This is a genomic window from Acinetobacter sp. ACNIH2, assembly GCF_002934965.1.
Classification (GTDB): domain Bacteria; phylum Pseudomonadota; class Gammaproteobacteria; order Pseudomonadales; family Moraxellaceae; genus Acinetobacter; species Acinetobacter tandoii.
In genome coordinates, this window is record NZ_CP026414.1 from 1 (window position 1) to 17598 (window position 17598).

The window sequence follows — 17598 nt, forward strand, 5'->3', positions numbered from 1 at the left end:
TCTAAGTTCTAAAGCCAGTTATCTACTCCACCATGGCCAGAACAAGTACCTCTCCTATTCAAGCTAAAAGACCAAGTCCCATCTCTACACTTCGCTGTTGCATTAGAAGGTTGCTTATTTGCTTTCCGAGGACTTGGAACGTACTTTCCATCTACGTTTGTATAGCCTTTTCCTTGGTTTGAACTGATTCTGTTATGTTGAGTAGAGGATTTAGGTTGCGTAATTAGGCTGGGAGAAGTCTTACGTGTATTTACTGATGATTTTACTGTGGGTGTATTTTCTTGCTTCCAACAATTTTCCGTGAAACATATCCCTGCTAAATCTACCCAATAAGGATATTCAATATCTGCTGAAATATTGGCTAGGTTCCCTGATGTATCAAAAATTAATACTCTAGTTCCCCTAGTTACATGATTAACTACTACTGATCGGTTTGGGGAAGAAAAAATCTGCAGAAGGTCTCTATTTACATACCCTATAATCTTTACTTCTAGCGGCTCTGGTACTTTTTGCAAAAGCTGATTTATAGAATCCTTTTCTTCTAAGAGTACAGTTTCACTGGTTATTTTTTTATCTTGTGTTTTTAGACTTACTGATTGGGATTCTAATGAAACGCATCCGATATTGAAAATTGTTAAAATACATATAGATATAATTTTTTTTAAAATTTTTTTGTTTATATCTATCATGTGAAATTATCTGAAAATTAGATAGTATGGATTATTATTCACTTATTATTTTTGTCAAATAAAATCATTCTTAAATCTTAGTTATTTCTTAAAAACCTAAGTAATTTATATTCAATTTCGCTAAATAAACACGTGCTAATTTAAATTTATTTGCACTTATATATCTAAGACCATACAAAGTGAGATTATTGAGAATAAACAAGTAAAAATAAACCTAAATTAAATTTAGATAATAAAAAAGCCCGACATCCTGTCGGGCTTTTTCATATCGGGTTGCTAATCTTACTGATCTCGTGCTGCCCATTCCTTGCGCTATTTTCTTATTCTTGTTTTCTGGAAACATCCAGTTCCCTTATGTATTCATCATAGGGCTAATGCCTTTGATTACCAATCCGCAAAAACCTTAAATCTGTGTAAGTTTTAGCTTACAAAGTTGGCCTGTTTTATCCCAAGAGTTGTCCGCAGAAATTGGGGATTATTTCTGAACTGTGACCCTTGAGAAATCAGGAAAAAATGTAAAAACGAATGTTTTTTGATCAATTTTATTGGCTAAAAGTTACAGTTTTGCTTAAAAAGAAACCGACTTGTTTCCCAGTCGGTTTTTTGTGGTTTTTTAGGGGGATGAAAAATTTTTAACTATATGAAAAACAAGGATATTTTAAAAAGCATTTCGTATAAGCTCTATTATGTTAAATAATTAAGGATAAAAGCTTTATTACTAAATAGAACAGTTGCTTAAAGCAGTATAGAGTTAAGTTTGCATTTTAATATCAAGTTGTCTTTCAGCACCGATAATCACCATACGAATCCCATTTTCAAAAATGTCATCCGCATTCATATTTTGTAAGGTATTCACTCCTTGGAGCATGAGTGGATATATAGTTGGATCGGCTTCGAATGGTGGGTCTGATCTTATTTCTTCTTGCTGCTCCTCAAGGACCCACCCAACAATAAACCTTCCTAATGTCATAAGTAATGCAACTGCTTCAACAGGAGAAAACCCAGCATGAGATAACAGCGCAACTTGGGCCTCAATCGTGTTGAAATGTCCTTGACTGGGGCTAGTTCTTGCATGTAGACGAGCACCATCACGGTAAGCTAGTAGTGCTCGACGAAAGCTTACAGAATTAGCGAGCAACCAATCTTGCCATGTCATCCCATCGATGGGTAAAGAAACTAAATGGTGTTCATTTATAATGGTTTCCGCCATTGCTTCCATTAACAAGGATTTATTCTTGAAATGCCAATATAGAGTTGGAGATTTAATACCCAATCGTTGAGCTAGCTTGCGTGTGGTTATTGAATCTATGCCTTCTTCATTCAACATATCCAATGCGGTACGCAGGACTATTTCACGTGTCAGACGTTGAGGTGCAATATCTTTTTTACTCATAAATCTATCACTGATAGGGAGTGTGTGAGAGAATATTAATTCTATCATTGCTAGAGAAGGCATTTGTGAAGAAATCATTGAGCGTGATTTTAATCACTATATTTCTGGATGCTGTTGGGATTGGTTTAATTATGCCGATCTTGCCTGAATTATTACGGTCATTGGCTGGAGCTGAAGCAGGCGGTGTTCACTATGGTGCTTTATTAGCTGTGTATGCTCTGATGCAGTTCATTTTTGCACCTATCCTTGGAGCGTTGAGTGACCGATTTGGACGTCGACCTGTATTAATTATTTCAATTGCTGGTGCAACGGCTGATTATCTCCTAATGGCTGCTGCTCCTTCTCTATTGTGGCTATATATTGGTCGTATTTTTGCGGGAATTACAGGTGCCAACATGGCTGTTGCAACAGCTTATGTTTCAGATATTACTCCAGCCCATGAGCGTGCAAAAAGGTTTGGTCTCCTTGGAGCTGTCTTTGGTATTGGGTTTATAGCGGGTCCGGTAATAGGTGGAGTTTTGGGTGAATGGAACTTACATGCACCGTTCTTTGCTGCTGCTTTTATGAATGGGATTAATTTAATAATGACAGCAGTCTTATTAAAAGAATCAAAACACAGCAATAAAATGACTGAGAAGGTTCAGGAGCAATCAATATTAAAGAAATTATCCTATTTGATCACTCAACCTAATATGGCTCCATTGCTTGGTATCTTTTTAATTATCACATTGGTTTCACAAGTCCCCGCAACTTTATGGGTTATCTATGGGCAGGATCGTTATGGCTGGAGTATATTTATTGCAGGTGTTTCCCTTGCTAGTTATGGAATATGCCATTCTATTGCACAGGCTTTTGCTATCGCCCCTATGGTAAAGAGGTTTGGAGAGAAAAATACGTTGTTATGTGGAATAGCTTGCGATGCAATTGGTTTACTTCTTTTATCTATTGCTGTTGAAGAATGGGTGCCTTTTGCGTTGTTACCATTGTTTGCCCTTGGTGGAGTAGCCGTTCCTGCTTTGCAAGCAATGATGTCCAGAGGTATTAGTGATGAAAGACAAGGTGAATTACAAGGGCTATTAAGCAGTTTTAATAGTCTGGGGGCTATAATTGGTCCTGTATTAGTTACTAGCCTCTATTTTATGACTCAGGCATCAGCTCCTGGAATGGTATGGGCATTAGCTGCAATACTTTATGTAATCACCCTACCCTTATTGCTTAAGTATCGCCTGAATAAATATTCTGGAGTTCCATAAAATATTTAATTTATTGGTTTAAAAACTAATGGATTCTATAGTTTATCTAAAATTAACATAATACACGTTATACGAATTCCCAAGGCATGGCTTTTAGTCATGCTTTTTTTATCAAAAGACTATACCTGAATGATAGCGAGCCAAATCGCATACAATATCTATCATTAGACTTAATGCAATAATTAAATGATAGTATTATCATTAATCTAATAGAATTAAGATTAAATGATAGAAATGAATACACGTATTTATCTACGAGCTTCAACTAAAGATCAAGATGCAGAAAGGGCTTTGCAGATTCTTCAGGATCTAAACCAAAACTTGAATTTGGGTGAAACCATTGTGTACGTGGAAAACTATAGTGGTACGAAGTTAGACCGACCTGAATTGAATAAGCTACTGTCAGAAGCAAATCAAGGTGACACATTGTTAGTTGAAAGTATTGACCGCTTATCACGCCTAACCCAACGAGATTTTCAAGAGCTGAAGCGCAGGATCCAGGAGAAGGGACTTCGTTTAGTCGTAGCAGATCTTCCTACTACCTACCAAATGATTCAAACCAGTGACAGCATTACTCATTCAATCTTGGAACTCATCAACAATATGTTGATTGATCTTCTGGCAACAATGGCCCGCCTAGACAATGAGAAACGTATAGAACGTATTAAGCAGGGCCTGGCACGTTCGGGTTACAAACCAACAGGCAAGAAGGCAAATGAGGCTAAACATAAACGAATAAAAGAATTGCTAGTAGTTGGCAATATGACTAAGGAAGAAATTGCCAAAGCAGTGAATTGTGGAGTTGCAACTGTCTATCGAGTTGCTAAAGTTATCTAAAAGAGGCTTATCTCAACGCGCCCCCAATGGGGCACCGCTGCATTCAGGTTACTTCACATAAGAAATTTTATGTTAAATGATTGTTAGAAATGCCCCTTGATCGAGGCATTTTCTATAAAGAATACTAAAAACTAATTAAAGCCAACCAAGTTTCAAAACAAGGCAGTTCTCAGCAATCATATTTTTAAATTATATAACTCCCAACTGAGCTTTTGCTCCAACGATAAGGCTTTCATTTTGAGTTTCTAAGGCAAATAAACCATACATCAAAGGAGAGGCCGCTGCTCTTTCTAAAGTCTGTTCATATAGTTTATTCCAAACTTTACCCCCTAGTTTTTCATACTCGATGATTAGAGTTTTGAGGCTTTCTTCTCCAAACAAAGTTACATGCCCAGCAAAATCAATCGCTGGGTCATCTATATGGGCTGTTGACCAATCAATAACGCCTGAAACAGCTCCATCCTTTGAAGCTAGTACATGCCCAGCATATAAATCGCCATGTATAAATTGGGTGAAATCTGCCCATAGAACATCATTATCCAACCATTTTCTGTAGCGGGTTTCCAATTGCTCACTTATACCAATTTCAGATTTTACTAACTGCAAATTGTTTGCTATTTCAGGTCTTAAATCTGAAGGTTTCATAATTTTCAAATCATTTTCCCGAACTTCTTTTTCAGGAATACTATGGATTTCAAATAAGGTTTTTGCCAAAGATGTTATGTATTTCGGGCTATCTTTGTCCATATTCCAAATTATTTCATAGGTTTCAGCATCCAAATTTAAAACAGGATTATCTTTAAGTATGGGATAAGCCACTAATTCTGTAGATGAAATTCTCCAATCAGGAACCTCTACAGAAAGATGTTTTTTTACCAATTCTAAAATGCGTTTTTCTTTCTTGATTTGTTCCCTCATGCCATCACGACGAGGAATACGCAGCAACCATTGTTGCCCCTTTGTATCAAGAGCAAAAACGACCTTAAAATCAATGCCCATTTCATTGAAATTCATTTTGTCCGTAAGCAACAAGCCGTGTGCTTCAGCAAGTGATTGAATATCTTGAATTGTCATTTTTAATTTCCTTTAAAGAGTTCAATAATTAATGTTCGGATTAGATTGGCTATCATTAACAATCTCTCTCAAAAGTCTTGATGATTTTGTGGTCTTTGATCTCGTAGATAATGTCAGCAATATTATCGACCAATTGCTTGTCATGAGATACGAAGATAATAGTTCCTGCATAGGACTTCATCATTGTTTCTAATGCGGCAATACTTTTTAGGTCAAGATAGTTTCCTGGTTCATCCATAAGCAAAATATTATATTTTCCTAAAAGCATTTTGGATAAAAGCAGTTTGATGATTTCACCTCCCGATAAGTCGGATAAGTTTTTTTGAATATCATTCGCTCCGATCCCCATTGAAGCCAATACTGCACGAATTTCCGCAACTGTGTACTCGCACTCTTCCTGCATAAAGGAGAGCACAGATTTATGCGTGTTAAATTTATATCCTGTTTGTGTAAAGTAGCCAATTTCAGCTTTTGGAGATATGGTTAATCCATCAGCACGTTCTGATATCATTTTTAACAAGGACGTTTTCCCTGTTCCATTCGATCCAGTTATAGCGACTTTAGCGCCAAGCGGTATTATAAAGTTAGCGTCATCAAAGATAGTACGGCTACCAAATTTTAAGCTCAGACCATCTGCCGTAATCGGGAACTTATTGTGCAGTTCTAGGGCTGAACTTTGACGAAAACGAATAGAACGCAAATGCTCTGGTGCTTGAATATCTTCTAATGCAGCCAAACGCTTTTCCATACTCTTAGCTGCCTGATACAGTTTTCTTTGCTTGGTGCCAGTCATTTTTGCATGCCCAAGTCGTCCAGCACTTTCGGTAGAGTTTTTGGATTTTTCTCCTTTTTTCTTATTGTCTAATCGATTAGCTTGCTGGCGTTTTTCTTGCACAGCAGATTCTAATCGCTCCCGTTCCTTCATCATCAGCTCATATTCTACGGCTTGGTGTTGTCGCTCTTCTTCTTTTTGACGCAAGTAATCCGAGTAACCACCCCAATATTCCGTAATTTTACCGTCTTTTAACTCCCATATCTTGTCTACAACCATATCAAGAAAATATCGGTCATGACTGATAACAAGTAATGCTCCATCAAATGCTTTAAGTTGACCAATAAGTAGATCTATTCCATTGAGATCAAGGTGGCTGGTTGGTTCATCCGCTAGAATGCCATGTACTTGTTGGGAAAATGCGGCAGCAATTTTTGCACGAGTTTCCTCTCCGCCACTCATTGTGTCGTTTTGTACATTGGAAACACCAAGGCGAGATAACATTGCCCGGTCTTCGACCGTTTCTATTTCGATTCCGCCCAGTTGGCTGATATGTGCAAAATCACCAAAACGCTGTAATGTCGCTTCGGCTAAAACAATTTCGCCATTAAGTACTTTGAGTAAACTACTCTTTCCTGCTCCGTTATCACCCACAAGACCAATACGGTCATAAGAGTGAATTTCCAATTCATCAATATCCAAAACATCACGCCCAGCATAATCCAAGCGTATGTTTCTCGCTTTAATAATTAAACTCATTTTTATTTACTCCTGTTTAGCTCTTGAAATTTTTTATGCAGCAAACAGGATTTAGGTGAAAACAAAAGCTAGCATCACAGTGTCCTCCCAAAAAAAAAGCTATTCATCCACAGGGTGGACAAATAGCTAGTCAATTAAGTTATAACTGGAAACTATGCACTAAAAGCATACTTATAAATTAAGCATACTTTTACTTTATATATCCGCATATATTCTTAAAGACACAACAAAAGCCCACCATTATAAAATAGTGTCACTATGCAAATAGTTGTGTCTTAACGAATGCGGATAGAATGCATAAACTTACCTAAAAAATAAAATTCAGTTTTATGATAACTTTACTGTTAAAAGAAGTCTAGACAACCTTGTTTTATGCTTGGATATAAGGCTTATTTTAAAATAATAGTAGTGAAGATTTTCTAAAATTAACATAATACACCTTATACGAAATAAAAATGGGAGCCTTAAGCTCCCATTTTTTAAGTAATTTTTTCAAATAAGGCTTGGGTGAGCATCTAAAATTCGAATCAATGTAGCTGCTGGTCCAGTTGGATAGCGTCGTCCCTGTTCCCAATTTTGCAGGGTACGGGGGCTAATATGTAGACGTGCAGCAAATTCATTTTGGCTCAAGCCAGTTTTTTCACGTACTTCTTTAATATCAGGCAATTCGAGTTCTGTAACTCGGCTTGCTTTAACTTCTTTACGTTTGATAGCTCCAGCTTCTTTGATTGAAGCAACCAAGTCATCAAATAAGTTGTTATCCATGAAATTGCTCCTTCACGAGTTGGTGCAGAATGGCGGTTTCCTTATCTGTTAAATTATCTTTTACTGATTTTGGATAAGCCACTAAGAAAAAGATCTGATCATCCTCGGTGACCCAATAATAAATCACCCGTATCCCACCACTTTTCCCTTTGTTACCTTGAGCACAACGTACTTTGCGAATACCACCGCCATTCTTGATTAGGTCACCTCTATCAGGCTGTACCAAAAGATCTTGCTGAAGTTGACGATATTCCTCATCAGATACAAGGTCTTTAATTTGCTTGGTAAAGATGCTGGTTTCAATAAATAACATGGACTCTTTATACGTCAATGGCGTATTTGAATTTTAGCAGTTTCCATAACAAAAAACGAGAGCTGGTAGATCTCGTTTCGCATAACAGCCATTATGTTAAATTGTAGTAAGAACTTTAATGCGATAGAGCAGAATGTATATGCAAAATAAGCTTGATAACATTATTCAAGAATTAAAAGAACTATCTGGGAATAGTCGTCTAAACATAGAACTACCTGATGATATTTTCATATCTGCTTATGAACGAAAAATAGGTTTTATTTTTCCAAAAGATTATAAAAAAGTTTTGAAAGAGATTAGCAATATCTTTTATGGAACAATTGAATTAGCGTCTCTTACAGATGAGAAAGAATGCTATCGAGGGCTATCTCAGATATTAAATGATGCTAGGGAGCAAGGTCTGCCAGAAGATTGGCTACCTATTTGTGAAGATAATGGTAGTTATTATTGCCTATCTCCTAATCATAAAATTAGATATTGGACAGCAGATGGATATAGCGATGAGCAGTGGGAAGATTTAGCAGATTGGATCAAGCAAGTTTGGATAGATGGAAATTAAGAATTTCTAAAATTAACATAATACACCTTATACGAAATGCAAATTTTTATTTCATATAAATCATAGTTTTATGCTGATGTTGAAAGCCCAGTCACACCCGATTGGGCTTTTTTATGGATTATTCATGTTCCACGCTTACTATTTGATCAATGTTCCACGAGTTTGATTAGCAGATTTTACAAATAAAAGCTTAATACGGTAGCTTTATAAAATTAAAAATATGCTATTATGTATCTCAATTGAGTTACATAACATTAAGGTGAAGATATGACTTCTCAAACCTCAATGCTGCACGTTCGAATTGATGATGATACTAAGCTTCAAGCACAACAGGCCTTAAAATCAATGGGTATGTCTGTTTCTGATGCTGTACGGATCTTTTTAACTCGTGTAGTGGCAGAACAAGCAATACCGTTTGATGTCCGTGTACCTAACGCCAAGACCGTTTCAGCCCTGAATGAAGCAGATGAACTAATCCAAGCAAAAAAAGCCCGTTTTGATAATGTAGAAGACTTGTTCAATGACCTCGAAAAAAACAGCTAAATCGAAACGTGCCGTTTTACCAAGATCATCGGATTACACCAAAGAGTTTCTAGCAGATTGGCAACGGCTTTCTCGCAGTGGTCGCTACGACATGGGGAAGTTGAAGGAAGTCATGATGCTTTTAATCGCTAATGATGAGCCTTTAGGGGCAGAATGGCTTGATCATGCCTTAAATGGAAACCAATGGAAAAACTGCCGTGAATTACACGTCGGTGGAGATTTTCTACTGGTCTATCGTATTGAGTCGCTTTCTAAGTTCGATATGATTGTTTTTGTTCGTGCAGGAACGCATAGCGAACTATTTTAAGAATTAAAATCTTAGGAAAAAGATATGTCCTTACTTACTATTGTTGAAGCATCAAAACAGTTCAAGGTGGGACGCACCACAATTTATAAAGCGATTAAACGTGGTGATCTAACACCACAAAAAAATCATGATGGTGTACAAGTTATTGATGCCCAGGACATGATTCGAGTGTTTGGTTCATCGAAAAAATCTGTTTCTCACCCTGTTTCCGAAAACAGTACCCAACCTGTTTCTGGAAACAGCGGAAACAACGAGGATTTACTGAGAGAATTACGCGAGCAAGTTAAAGAATTAAAACAGGACAAAGAGTTCCTAAAGCAAGAGATATCAAGTGTTAGAAAAGATTTCGATGACTATAAGCTGATGATTACATACAAGGGAAACTTATCCAGTGTAGAAACAGTGGAAACAGTACCCGAAACAGGTGGAAACAGTTTTGATGAACAGGAAAAACAGCCTAAGGAACAGGTAGAAACACCTCAAAATGAACCACAAATAGAAGAGAAGAAAGGGTTCTTTAAACGGCTTTTTGGTGGTTGATCCTTCTTTAACTTTTAAGACCTTCAATCATTTTATTTTTAATAAAAATAGGTGTAAACGAGATCTTTTTAAGCTAGTCGAGACAAATATTTATTAAAAATAATAGTATTGCTAGTCTGCGGTATATGCTTGAAAATAAATAAAAAAAAGTGGCGCAAAGACTTGAATCTTTACACCACTTTTGTTTAATCTATGGGTACGCAGTTAGTTGATGGTGAGACATCCACTAACGAAGATCATAAGGTTTGACGACCGTTATGATTTCACCAAAGGCCTTGTACCACTTTCTATTTTAGAAAACTATGAAAAAAATACAAGCGCTAAAATGAAAAATCTTCGTTAATCACCATGTTATCGTTCATCAATTAAGCAACAAAATGTTTTTGTTCGGGCTTTGTCAGCTTCTGTGTGTCCGTTTTACGGTGGACACGCATAACGTGTGGTAGGAATAAGTGTCACTGGCGTTATGTGGCTATAGTCGAAAGGCTAAACCGCTACAGGGGAACTTCACATAAGCGGAGCGTTGGGAGTAGTTGCATAGGACTGTTAAGTTGCATGTTGGGGAAACCCTCGCAGAGATATAGCCGTGTAACGACAGGGAGCGCGTGGAGAGAGGTGCAAAACTTTTAGTCCTTGTCTGCATAGTCAGCAAAACTATGTGCGGATACGACCGATGCGTGGCTCCGTCAGCCCAATCAGGTTAATCGGCAATACTTAAGGGATAAGTCATTTTTTAATGGCCTCTCTTAGGGTGAGTATTGCCGAAACTCTCTCAACGTTCACCATCAGCCCGAGCAAAGCGAGGGATGTGGGGGACTTGAGAGAGTGAGAGCATTTAGTAGATTAGGTGTAATTTGTTTAGATAATTTGAATATATTGTTTAAACGCAAAAAATAGGGGTTTTTAGCTCGATTAACTATTTTTTTAATCTTACGTACTTGTTGTTATTAAAGTTGCTTATAGAGCAAATGAGAGCAAAATAGGAAAGCCCTGTCCAATAAACTTGGAACAGGGCTTATGTTGGAGTTTCACGTTACCGCCTAACGCCAATAGAACGTATTGGTACGTTTTCACAGTTATCAACTTGTGACATTCTCTTTGCATAGCAAAGGAAGCGAATCTCAAACCGTTCAGACAGCTTATGCCCGACTGTCATCACCACTAAGTTTAAGACAAACTTCGGTTGTGTTTTAGTTCCACAACTACGACTTTCTAATACCACTTTTCCGCTAGTTACGAAGCAAGATGTTTTCCATCACCGCTAAGTACAGGTCCGCTAATATTCAACCATCAAATTCAATCGTCACCGCTAAGTCACATTTGGACCGCTAGATGAAAATTCAGGAAAGAATACATCACCGCTAAAACACTATTCCGCTAGTAAAACAACTTGACTGCTTCATAACGTCACCGCTAAAAAAAATAGCTAGTAGCGATTAATTCAACTTTAAAGTTTGGATTAATAACTAAGATATTTGGTTGGCGTGAACCAACAACGGAGCCACCGTTCATGCTTCTTACTGAATAATCATCAAATATCACAACTACTAACAGCCACGTTAATAATTGAAATAATCATTTTGATTTTCTTCCACGCCAAAAAAGTTCGTACCATTTCATAGATACCGAGGCTGCCACACCTCACTTTAAAAACCCTTGTCAGTGGTTTTAAATATTTCCCGCATTGTCTTTCGCTTCATCACCGCTTACGTTTTTATTCGCTCGAAGTGACTGGATCTGTATCAAGGTTCGATACAGAATCTACTCAACAATTCTCCCTCTCTCATTAATCAAAACTTATTCCCCACTCAAGGCAGGTTTTCGCTTCAAAAGTCTATATCAAGGAGCCACCTTGTATAATGATCGACTTGAGAGATTCCCATATTAGTCATAATGGTCTTTGTTCATTAATAAAAGTAAACCAGTATTAATAAACGATCAGTACGCTTATCCACTCCACAAAATAACAGCGATTCCGTTGTTCTACGGTAAGAGTTCCAAAAACCCGTATTATTCACCGTTATTCGACTTCATTGTGGGTAAAGCACTTGACCTACGCAAAGCAACATCTTCGCTATGTTTAAATCACTAAAAAATAAAAAAGACCGCAATGAACTTAATCAATGCAGTCTTAATTTCTGAGTGACATAACGTTCTACGTGTCACCGTTACAGGCTTGAGCTATCCAGCGATCTCACCAACTAACCTGAAATGTCATCTCGACAAGTCATTCAAGTTAATCCTTGAGTACCGAAGTTTCCAGATTTCTCCTCAACTCCCTAATACCTCGCGATATTCTCAGCAGCCCACCTGTGCGCCATACATCATGCCCTTCGTAAAAATTGAAGCATGAAATAGGTGTTGTTAACGCAACTATCAATCCTTGAAGTTACTCACACTCTCCATTAGACAGGGTTTGATCTAGTCGCCTAGATTCCCGTTTCTATGTCGCCCAACTATTACATAGATTACATATTTACGACTGGTGAGCTTAAAAGCAGACCTGCGTTTATATGCAGTCAGGATTGGGTCAATAAGCGGAATTTCACCACCTAGTGCCCGTCATAGCCGCGCCAGCTAGATTTCTCACGCACGCAGCTTTGCGAGTTTTAGTATACGTTGGCTGACGTATACACATAAAACCGCAATGACAAGGGTCTAGAAAAATTCGGGACAGATACGAATCACATCGATCCCAAAAAATTCATATTTGGCAGGCACAGAATAAGCCACAAAAAACCTAAAAACAACTGTTTGCTCGGGTCCACAGGAACTCTTATTTACAGAAAACCCATCTTCGCTTAAAAAAAAACCATTTTTAGTGAAAAATGGTTTTGTGATTCTTTAAAATAAAAGATAGACTTTTATGCTTTCCGCAAAAAACGCAGGTTTTGGTTGATTTATGATCTACTACACAACAACAAAAAATGACTGCCTGCTCAGTATCATGCAATGCGTTTCCAATGGAAAAGCAAAGTTCTGGTTTTCTGATGTTGTGCCTTTTTCGAAGTTTCAAAACCTGATTCCGAAGCTAATTTTGGAATATGGTCTGGATATCGGTGAGCAAGCGCGTAAGAAAAAATCAGACTACGGGGAGCCAGTGTGGAGTCTTGTGATCAATTATGATCCGGCAAAAAGTGAGGTGTTCCAGTTCTGGTTATTCAGCACCGGTTATCGTGAAGCACGAAGAAGTAAGCTGACGCTACAAGAAATACTGGCTCAGAATTCGAGTATGCTACGCAAGCAAAAGTTGAATAGTATTTTGACGACTAGAAAAGAAAAACTGCTGCGTTATGGGGATTATGTACTGGGACAGTACATCGATTTTATGGATCTTAAACCGCAGTTTTCTCGGATCTATTATCATCCGGAACGCTTTGGCGTGATTTTTAATGTGCACGCGAAGCAGATGAAAACCATTGATAGCAACCGGAAGCACGTTTACCGCCTGTTTCAGCCTTTTAATGCCTTTGAAGAAAAACGTTTTGAAAGTATTCAGCGGATTTTCGGATTTGCTTTTTTAGAGAATGAACATACGCATTGGAATCAGGCATCAGTGAGTGAATTCCTGTTGCGAAGATTTGGGATTCAGTTTGATCCTGAAGTCAGTTATAACGAGCGGTTGAAAGCGCTGACCGCTGCATTACGTGGCGTTCGTAAAAAGCATCTGGAGTTTTTTCAGCGGCATTCTCAAAAAAAGATCAGATTCACCTGGTATCTGTCACAGGAGTTCTTAGATGGATCTAAACGTGAGTTTGAAAAGAGATTAAACAAGATCCAGACTACGCCAGAAAGTATAGAGAAATTTGCAGAAGCTAGCGCACGCTTGATGGCGCATGGGAATTTTCATGGAACTCGATTTCAAATTGGTTCAATACAGGCCCGAGTGCGAAAGATATTGAATCAGATACAGCCTGATCATAAGAAGCTGAACAAGAAGTATTTCACGGATCATCTGCACTATGTTCGATTTACCAAGAAAAAGGCAATGAGCATTAAACAGTTTGAACTGGCTTGTAGAAATGCAGATCAGATCTATTTGAACAAACAGAATAAGCAAAAAACTAAAGACTGAAGGTGAACTATGCCGAAATATCCTGATGATGATGATTATCTCAGCCGCCAAGAAATTGACGACTTGAGGAGTGAGGCCAAACACCCAGCAAAATATATGAAAGCTTTTTTCGATTTTAAGATTGAAGCCCGTTACTCATTTAGCGTGAACTGGTCCGCCGAAGATCGAGAATTTGTTGGCCTTTGTGCCGAATTTCCTTCGCTGTCCTGGCTAGATCCGGACAGCGATAAAGCACGCTCAGGCATTGAAAGACTTGTCTTTGATGTATTACAAGACATGAGTTCCACTGGAGAAGCCATACCTTAATATTTTTGGAAAAATGCCTGATTCCGCTGGATGTATTCATTCAGATTATTTGAATCTAAGCCGAATATTTGAAGTTTTTTATCGACATATTTGAAAAAGAAGCAGTAAACAATGTGCATTATCCCAAGTGCCAACGCTTCCATTTTGATCACCGGTAATAGGGCATTGGGGTCTGTAAAGAGAATTTCTAATGTGAAATGATTAAAAAAATAGATAAAAAAAGTGATTAGAGTCAACAAAGTCAAAAGTGCATAAGATTTAGCACAAGTATTGCAGTGCCTATTCATTTTTTCTAATTTCTGAAAAATTATATGATTCATTTGGTTCTCTGGCAGCTAAATTTTTGAATGACGAACTCTCTACAGATTTTAAATATCCAGAATTAAAAATGGGTAGAAATTTTGTGTCGGATGATTGCTGGCTTTATAAAAAATTATCAAAATTATAGATAGTTAAATTGTTAGTAAAGTACTGAAATTAAATAAGATGGTTAATACCAACACACATCATAGCTACCTGATTAAGTCAAATTAGGTAGCTATGATGTGTGTTGCTAAGCTTTAAATTTTTTATAAAATATAAGTGTTTGATTTTAAATATTATTGTATTTAGATTGTAAAAATAAAATTCAAACATTAACATTTGTAAGTAATTGAAATTAAATATAAAATTCAGATCACACATAATACCTACCTTGATTTGAAAAGAAGCTATTGTGTGGTCGATCAGAGCATTATATGTAGAAAGGTCTCTAGTTCTTTATCCTGTCTACCCGACTTGTAATATGATTCATATATCAGCTAATTGGGAGTACGGCACTATGTCAACAGTAGATCTAATTGATGAAGATGACAATGAATCAGATATTGCTAGCAGAGCAGCTCGTGTACTCCAAGAGTGCTTTATTGCCGCAGTTCAACAGGGAACAGTGCTGTATGTCGAAAATAATAGCTTAGTGAGTAAAATGCCGAATCGAACCCCAATTGTGATTAAACACCTATCTGGGCGTAATCCTGAACTTGCTCAACGAGTAGCGAGTCGTGGAACTTTTAAAATTAAAAAATGTAAAGTAAGCCAAGATTGAAGCTAACTGGGACTTACAATTCAAATTTCGCATAAGAGATTTTATGTTAAGTAGCCATTTTATTTAACTGAAGAGTGTCTATTAGTCTTATAAAAGTCAGATTCTAATAATAAGTATTATAGAATTGTGATATAACTTAAATAATTTAAATAAATTACTGATTGTTATGAATAAAACTATATTTTTTATTTTATTTTCTACTATTAGCTCCTTCACCCATTCAGTTTCTATCGACCAGAATTTATTAGAAAAAGCTAATACAGGTGACAGAGTTTCTCAAGAAGAAGTAGCTAAATTTTATGAATTTTCAGGTAGAGAAGGAGAAGCCTTATCTTGGTTGTATAAAGCCTCTGAAAATGGATCTGGCTATGCTGCCAGTAAAATTGCAAAAGCCTATTACGATGGAAGTATGGGATTAAAGAAAAATCATCAGGAGGCTTGGAGTTGGTATAAAAAAGGAGCATCTTTAAATAATAAGGAATCTCTACTCTATATGGCAGACTACTATGAAAACAGAAATAAAATAACGGCATTAAGTTATTTATCTACATGTATAAACACCCTAGAAGATCAAGACTGCCTTATTAAATATGGAAAGTTAAAAAGATCTGCAGATGGAAATCTTGATGAAAATGCAATTAAAGCATTTCAATGGGCAGCTAAACTTAATGCACCTGAAGCTTATACTGAATTAGCGTTCTATTATGAAAATGGGTATATCGTAAAGAAAGATACTGATAAAGCTTATAGTTATATTCAAAATGCGGCTTCTAAAAATGAAAAAAATGCATTAAATAAGCTTGGTAATGCATATCTTTATGGTAATAAATATGGATTAGCTAAAGATGAGAAGAAGGGCTTAGAATTGTTAGAAAAAGCAGGCCTCTTGGGAAGTGGAGATGCTTATAGCACCTTAGGAGATTATTACTTTATTGATAATGCAAGCCCAGCTAATCTGAATAAGGCTATTTTTTATTATAAAAAATCAGTTGAACTAAATGATAACCACGCTAAATGGAATTTAGCTGCACTTTATACCCAGCATTTTTTAAAATCTGGCTTTGACAAAGAATATTATAAAAAAGAAGTTGCAAGCCTTCTAAAATCAGCTGCCGACGCAGGTTCTCTCGTAGCTCAATTAACTTTAGCTGAAGCTTATGATAAAGGGTATTACGGTTTATTTTCTAAAGAGAAGTCTAAACATTATTATCAGCTTGCTGCCAAACAAGGATCAGGTGAAGCCAAGCTAAAACTTAAAGGATTTGGCGAATTCTGATGAAGTTACTAGGCTATTTTATGTTGTTGGCATCTCTATCTATAAGCGAATTAACCTATGCAGATATGTATAAAAACTATAATGCGGATGGCAATATAGTTTCTTTATCTACATCACCTCGTGTCTATGATGAGTCATCATTAGAAGATCAATATGTCTTTTTAAATAAAGACCCAAATGCTGTAAACATTCGAAGCATTTTTTCTAAGAGTCATGTAATGAAAGTAGGTGACACTTATATTTTCAATGAGAGTTTAAGTAAATTCCCTGAAGATACTAATGAAAATTTTAGGTTTGAGAAAATCATTACTGTTGAGGAACAACTAAAAGACAAAAATCGGGTAGTCCGATCCATTCTCGTAATAAACGATGTAAATGATCAAATTAAAAGAAGTAATGTTGATGAAACTAAACCTAGATTAATATATAAACCATATGCTGTTATTACAAAGTATTCTTTATTGAACAAATCAAAACTAGTTGTCCAAAGCTGGACAGAAAAAAGTTCTATGCAGTTTTTAACACTAAAAGAATGCAATACTGCTATGCCTCAATATAAACAAATGGGCACTAATAAAATGAACACTACTTTCTTCGTTAAATCACAATTGCTAACAAGTAAAGTAAGTGTTTCTTGTTTGAAAATAGATAAATCATCACTATAGGTAAAAAAAATGAGTAGCGATCCAAAGTACCTTGTAGAGTTTGCATTACAAACTGTTGTGAAATTCTTAGAATTGGAGGGGATAGATATCACTGAATTAGTTGATAAATATTCGGGTAAAGTTCTGGGAAATGAATTAGGTTTTGATGGTGGATTAGGGCCAGTGGATAAGCTTCGAGCATTAGAACTTATTAAATCTATGAATAATTAAACAATAAGGATTTAAGGTAGAGGTTAAATAGCCACTGACTTTGCAGGCATTTTATAGTTTCTCTAAAATTAACATAATGCACGTTATACGAAGCTGAAAAATAGGAACTTGAAGTTCCTGTTTTTATTGGTTTTTAAGTTTTACGCATATTGCACGATAAGCTTTAAATCAGAAGTAT

The 17598-nt window shown here is 36.6% G+C and carries 18 protein-coding genes; 12 read left to right on the top strand and 6 right to left on the bottom strand.

Features of this window, described 5'->3' with window-relative positions:
- Positions 1-8: 8 nt before the first annotated feature.
- Both C3F34_RS18265 and C3F34_RS18270 read right to left on the bottom strand, forming a co-directional pair.
- Positions 9-689, bottom strand: coding sequence for a DUF3761 domain-containing protein (locus tag C3F34_RS18265; RefSeq protein WP_104442389.1), 681 nt, complete (start codon positions 687-689; stop codon positions 9-11).
- Between the two features lie 751 nt (positions 690-1440).
- The gene (locus tag C3F34_RS18270) at positions 1441-2082 is read right to left on the bottom strand and encodes a TetR/AcrR family transcriptional regulator C-terminal domain-containing protein (protein ID WP_004787586.1); all 642 of its coding nucleotides are present in this window, start codon (positions 2080-2082) and stop codon (positions 1441-1443) included.
- 65 nt (positions 2083-2147) lie between these two features.
- On the opposite strand from C3F34_RS18270, the gene tet(39) reads away from it, so the two are divergent.
- Positions 2148-3335 carry a tetracycline efflux MFS transporter Tet(39) gene (gene tet(39), locus C3F34_RS18275; protein ID WP_004856455.1) on the top strand — a complete coding sequence of 396 codons (1188 nt, stop codon included), beginning with the start codon at positions 2148-2150 and terminating at the stop codon, positions 3333-3335.
- Between the two features lie 225 nt (positions 3336-3560).
- The gene (locus tag C3F34_RS18280) at positions 3561-4172 is read left to right on the top strand and encodes a recombinase family protein (protein WP_015060246.1); all 612 of its coding nucleotides are present in this window, start codon (positions 3561-3563) and stop codon (positions 4170-4172) included.
- Between the two features lie 189 nt (positions 4173-4361).
- On the opposite strand, the gene C3F34_RS18285 is transcribed toward C3F34_RS18280, so the two are convergent.
- The 4 genes from C3F34_RS18285 to C3F34_RS18300 form a co-directional block, all read right to left on the bottom strand.
- Complete coding sequence (locus C3F34_RS18285) at positions 4362-5246, bottom strand: Mph(E) family macrolide 2'-phosphotransferase (protein ID WP_000155092.1); 885 nt, start codon at positions 5244-5246, stop codon at positions 4362-4364.
- 55 nt (positions 5247-5301) lie between these two features.
- The gene (msr(E), locus tag C3F34_RS18290) at positions 5302-6777 is read right to left on the bottom strand and encodes an ABC-F type ribosomal protection protein Msr(E) (protein ID WP_000052512.1); all 1476 of its coding nucleotides are present in this window, start codon (positions 6775-6777) and stop codon (positions 5302-5304) included.
- A gap of 492 nt (positions 6778-7269) precedes the next feature.
- A complete protein-coding gene (gene nadS / locus C3F34_RS18295; protein WP_000369781.1) occupies positions 7270-7542 on the bottom strand; it encodes a NadS family protein in 273 nt (90 codons plus the stop codon).
- On the bottom strand, positions 7535-7855 hold the full coding sequence (locus C3F34_RS18300) for a type II toxin-antitoxin system RelE/ParE family toxin (protein ID WP_000897307.1): 321 nt from the start codon (positions 7853-7855) through the stop codon (positions 7535-7537). Before C3F34_RS18300 ends, nadS begins: the two co-directional genes overlap by 8 nt.
- A gap of 139 nt (positions 7856-7994) precedes the next feature.
- Between C3F34_RS18300 and C3F34_RS18305 the strand changes: the two genes are divergently transcribed.
- The 10 genes from C3F34_RS18305 (at position 7995) to C3F34_RS18355 (ending at position 17420) form a co-directional block, all read left to right on the top strand.
- Positions 7995-8414 carry an SMI1/KNR4 family protein gene (locus C3F34_RS18305; protein ID WP_001180106.1) on the top strand — a complete coding sequence of 140 codons (420 nt, stop codon included), beginning with the start codon at positions 7995-7997 and terminating at the stop codon, positions 8412-8414.
- Positions 8415-8681: 267 nt separating this feature from the next.
- Entirely contained in the window at positions 8682-8957 is a 276-nt protein-coding gene (locus C3F34_RS18310) for a type II toxin-antitoxin system RelB/DinJ family antitoxin (protein WP_104442390.1), read from the top strand.
- Complete coding sequence (locus C3F34_RS18315) at positions 8935-9264, top strand: type II toxin-antitoxin system YafQ family toxin (RefSeq protein WP_104442391.1); 330 nt, start codon at positions 8935-8937, stop codon at positions 9262-9264. Before C3F34_RS18310 ends, C3F34_RS18315 begins: the two co-directional genes overlap by 23 nt.
- Positions 9265-9288: 24 nt before the next feature.
- Entirely contained in the window at positions 9289-9804 is a 516-nt protein-coding gene (locus tag C3F34_RS18320; RefSeq protein ID WP_104442392.1) for a plasmid replication DNA-binding protein, read from the top strand.
- A gap of 2947 nt (positions 9805-12751) precedes the next feature.
- Entirely contained in the window at positions 12752-13879 is a 1128-nt protein-coding gene (locus C3F34_RS18325) for a hypothetical protein (RefSeq protein ID WP_104442398.1), read from the top strand.
- A gap of 96 nt (positions 13880-13975) precedes the next feature.
- On the top strand, positions 13976-14185 hold the full coding sequence (locus tag C3F34_RS18330; protein WP_034428019.1) for a hypothetical protein: 210 nt from the start codon (positions 13976-13978) through the stop codon (positions 14183-14185).
- An 820-nt stretch (positions 14186-15005) separates the two neighbouring features.
- On the top strand, positions 15006-15269 hold the full coding sequence (locus C3F34_RS18340; protein WP_104442394.1) for a hypothetical protein: 264 nt from the start codon (positions 15006-15008) through the stop codon (positions 15267-15269).
- 166 nt (positions 15270-15435) lie between these two features.
- Positions 15436-16545 carry a tetratricopeptide repeat protein gene (locus C3F34_RS18345; RefSeq protein ID WP_104442395.1) on the top strand — a complete coding sequence of 370 codons (1110 nt, stop codon included), beginning with the start codon at positions 15436-15438 and terminating at the stop codon, positions 16543-16545.
- Positions 16545-17210, top strand: a complete 666-nt coding sequence (locus C3F34_RS18350; RefSeq protein WP_104442396.1) for a hypothetical protein — start codon at positions 16545-16547, stop codon at positions 17208-17210. Before C3F34_RS18345 ends, C3F34_RS18350 begins: the two co-directional genes overlap by 1 nt.
- Before the next feature lie 9 nt (positions 17211-17219).
- Positions 17220-17420, top strand: a complete 201-nt coding sequence (locus tag C3F34_RS18355; RefSeq protein WP_104442397.1) for a hypothetical protein — start codon at positions 17220-17222, stop codon at positions 17418-17420.
- The last annotated feature ends 178 nt before the right edge of the window (positions 17421-17598 follow it).

Bases quoted from the DNA above. Each gene is read 5' to 3' on its own strand.
- C3F34_RS18320 (WP_104442392.1), top strand. From the start codon at position 9,289: ATGTCCTTACTTACTATTGTTGAAGCATCAAAACAGTTCAAGGTGGGA.
- C3F34_RS18300 (WP_000897307.1), bottom strand. From the start codon at position 7,855: ATGTTATTTATTGAAACCAGCATCTTTACCAAGCAAATTAAAGACCTT.
- C3F34_RS18350 (WP_104442396.1), top strand. From the start codon at position 16,545: ATGAAGTTACTAGGCTATTTTATGTTGTTGGCATCTCTATCTATAAGC.
- C3F34_RS18340 (WP_104442394.1), top strand. From the start codon at position 15,006: ATGTCAACAGTAGATCTAATTGATGAAGATGACAATGAATCAGATATT.
- C3F34_RS18265 (WP_104442389.1), bottom strand. From the start codon at position 689: ATGATAGATATAAACAAAAAAATTTTAAAAAAAATTATATCTATATGT.
- C3F34_RS18305 (WP_001180106.1), top strand. From the start codon at position 7,995: ATGCAAAATAAGCTTGATAACATTATTCAAGAATTAAAAGAACTATCT.
- C3F34_RS18280 (WP_015060246.1), top strand. From the start codon at position 3,561: ATGATAGAAATGAATACACGTATTTATCTACGAGCTTCAACTAAAGAT.
- nadS (WP_000369781.1), bottom strand. From the start codon at position 7,542: ATGGATAACAACTTATTTGATGACTTGGTTGCTTCAATCAAAGAAGCT.
- C3F34_RS18285 (WP_000155092.1), bottom strand. From the start codon at position 5,246: ATGACAATTCAAGATATTCAATCACTTGCTGAAGCACACGGCTTGTTG.
- C3F34_RS18355 (WP_104442397.1), top strand. From the start codon at position 17,220: ATGAGTAGCGATCCAAAGTACCTTGTAGAGTTTGCATTACAAACTGTT.
- C3F34_RS18310 (WP_104442390.1), top strand. From the start codon at position 8,682: ATGACTTCTCAAACCTCAATGCTGCACGTTCGAATTGATGATGATACT.
- C3F34_RS18345 (WP_104442395.1), top strand. From the start codon at position 15,436: ATGAATAAAACTATATTTTTTATTTTATTTTCTACTATTAGCTCCTTC.
- C3F34_RS18330 (WP_034428019.1), top strand. From the start codon at position 13,976: ATGAAAGCTTTTTTCGATTTTAAGATTGAAGCCCGTTACTCATTTAGC.
- C3F34_RS18325 (WP_104442398.1), top strand. From the start codon at position 12,752: ATGCAATGCGTTTCCAATGGAAAAGCAAAGTTCTGGTTTTCTGATGTT.
- C3F34_RS18270 (WP_004787586.1), bottom strand. From the start codon at position 2,082: ATGAGTAAAAAAGATATTGCACCTCAACGTCTGACACGTGAAATAGTC.
- C3F34_RS18315 (WP_104442391.1), top strand. From the start codon at position 8,935: ATGACCTCGAAAAAAACAGCTAAATCGAAACGTGCCGTTTTACCAAGA.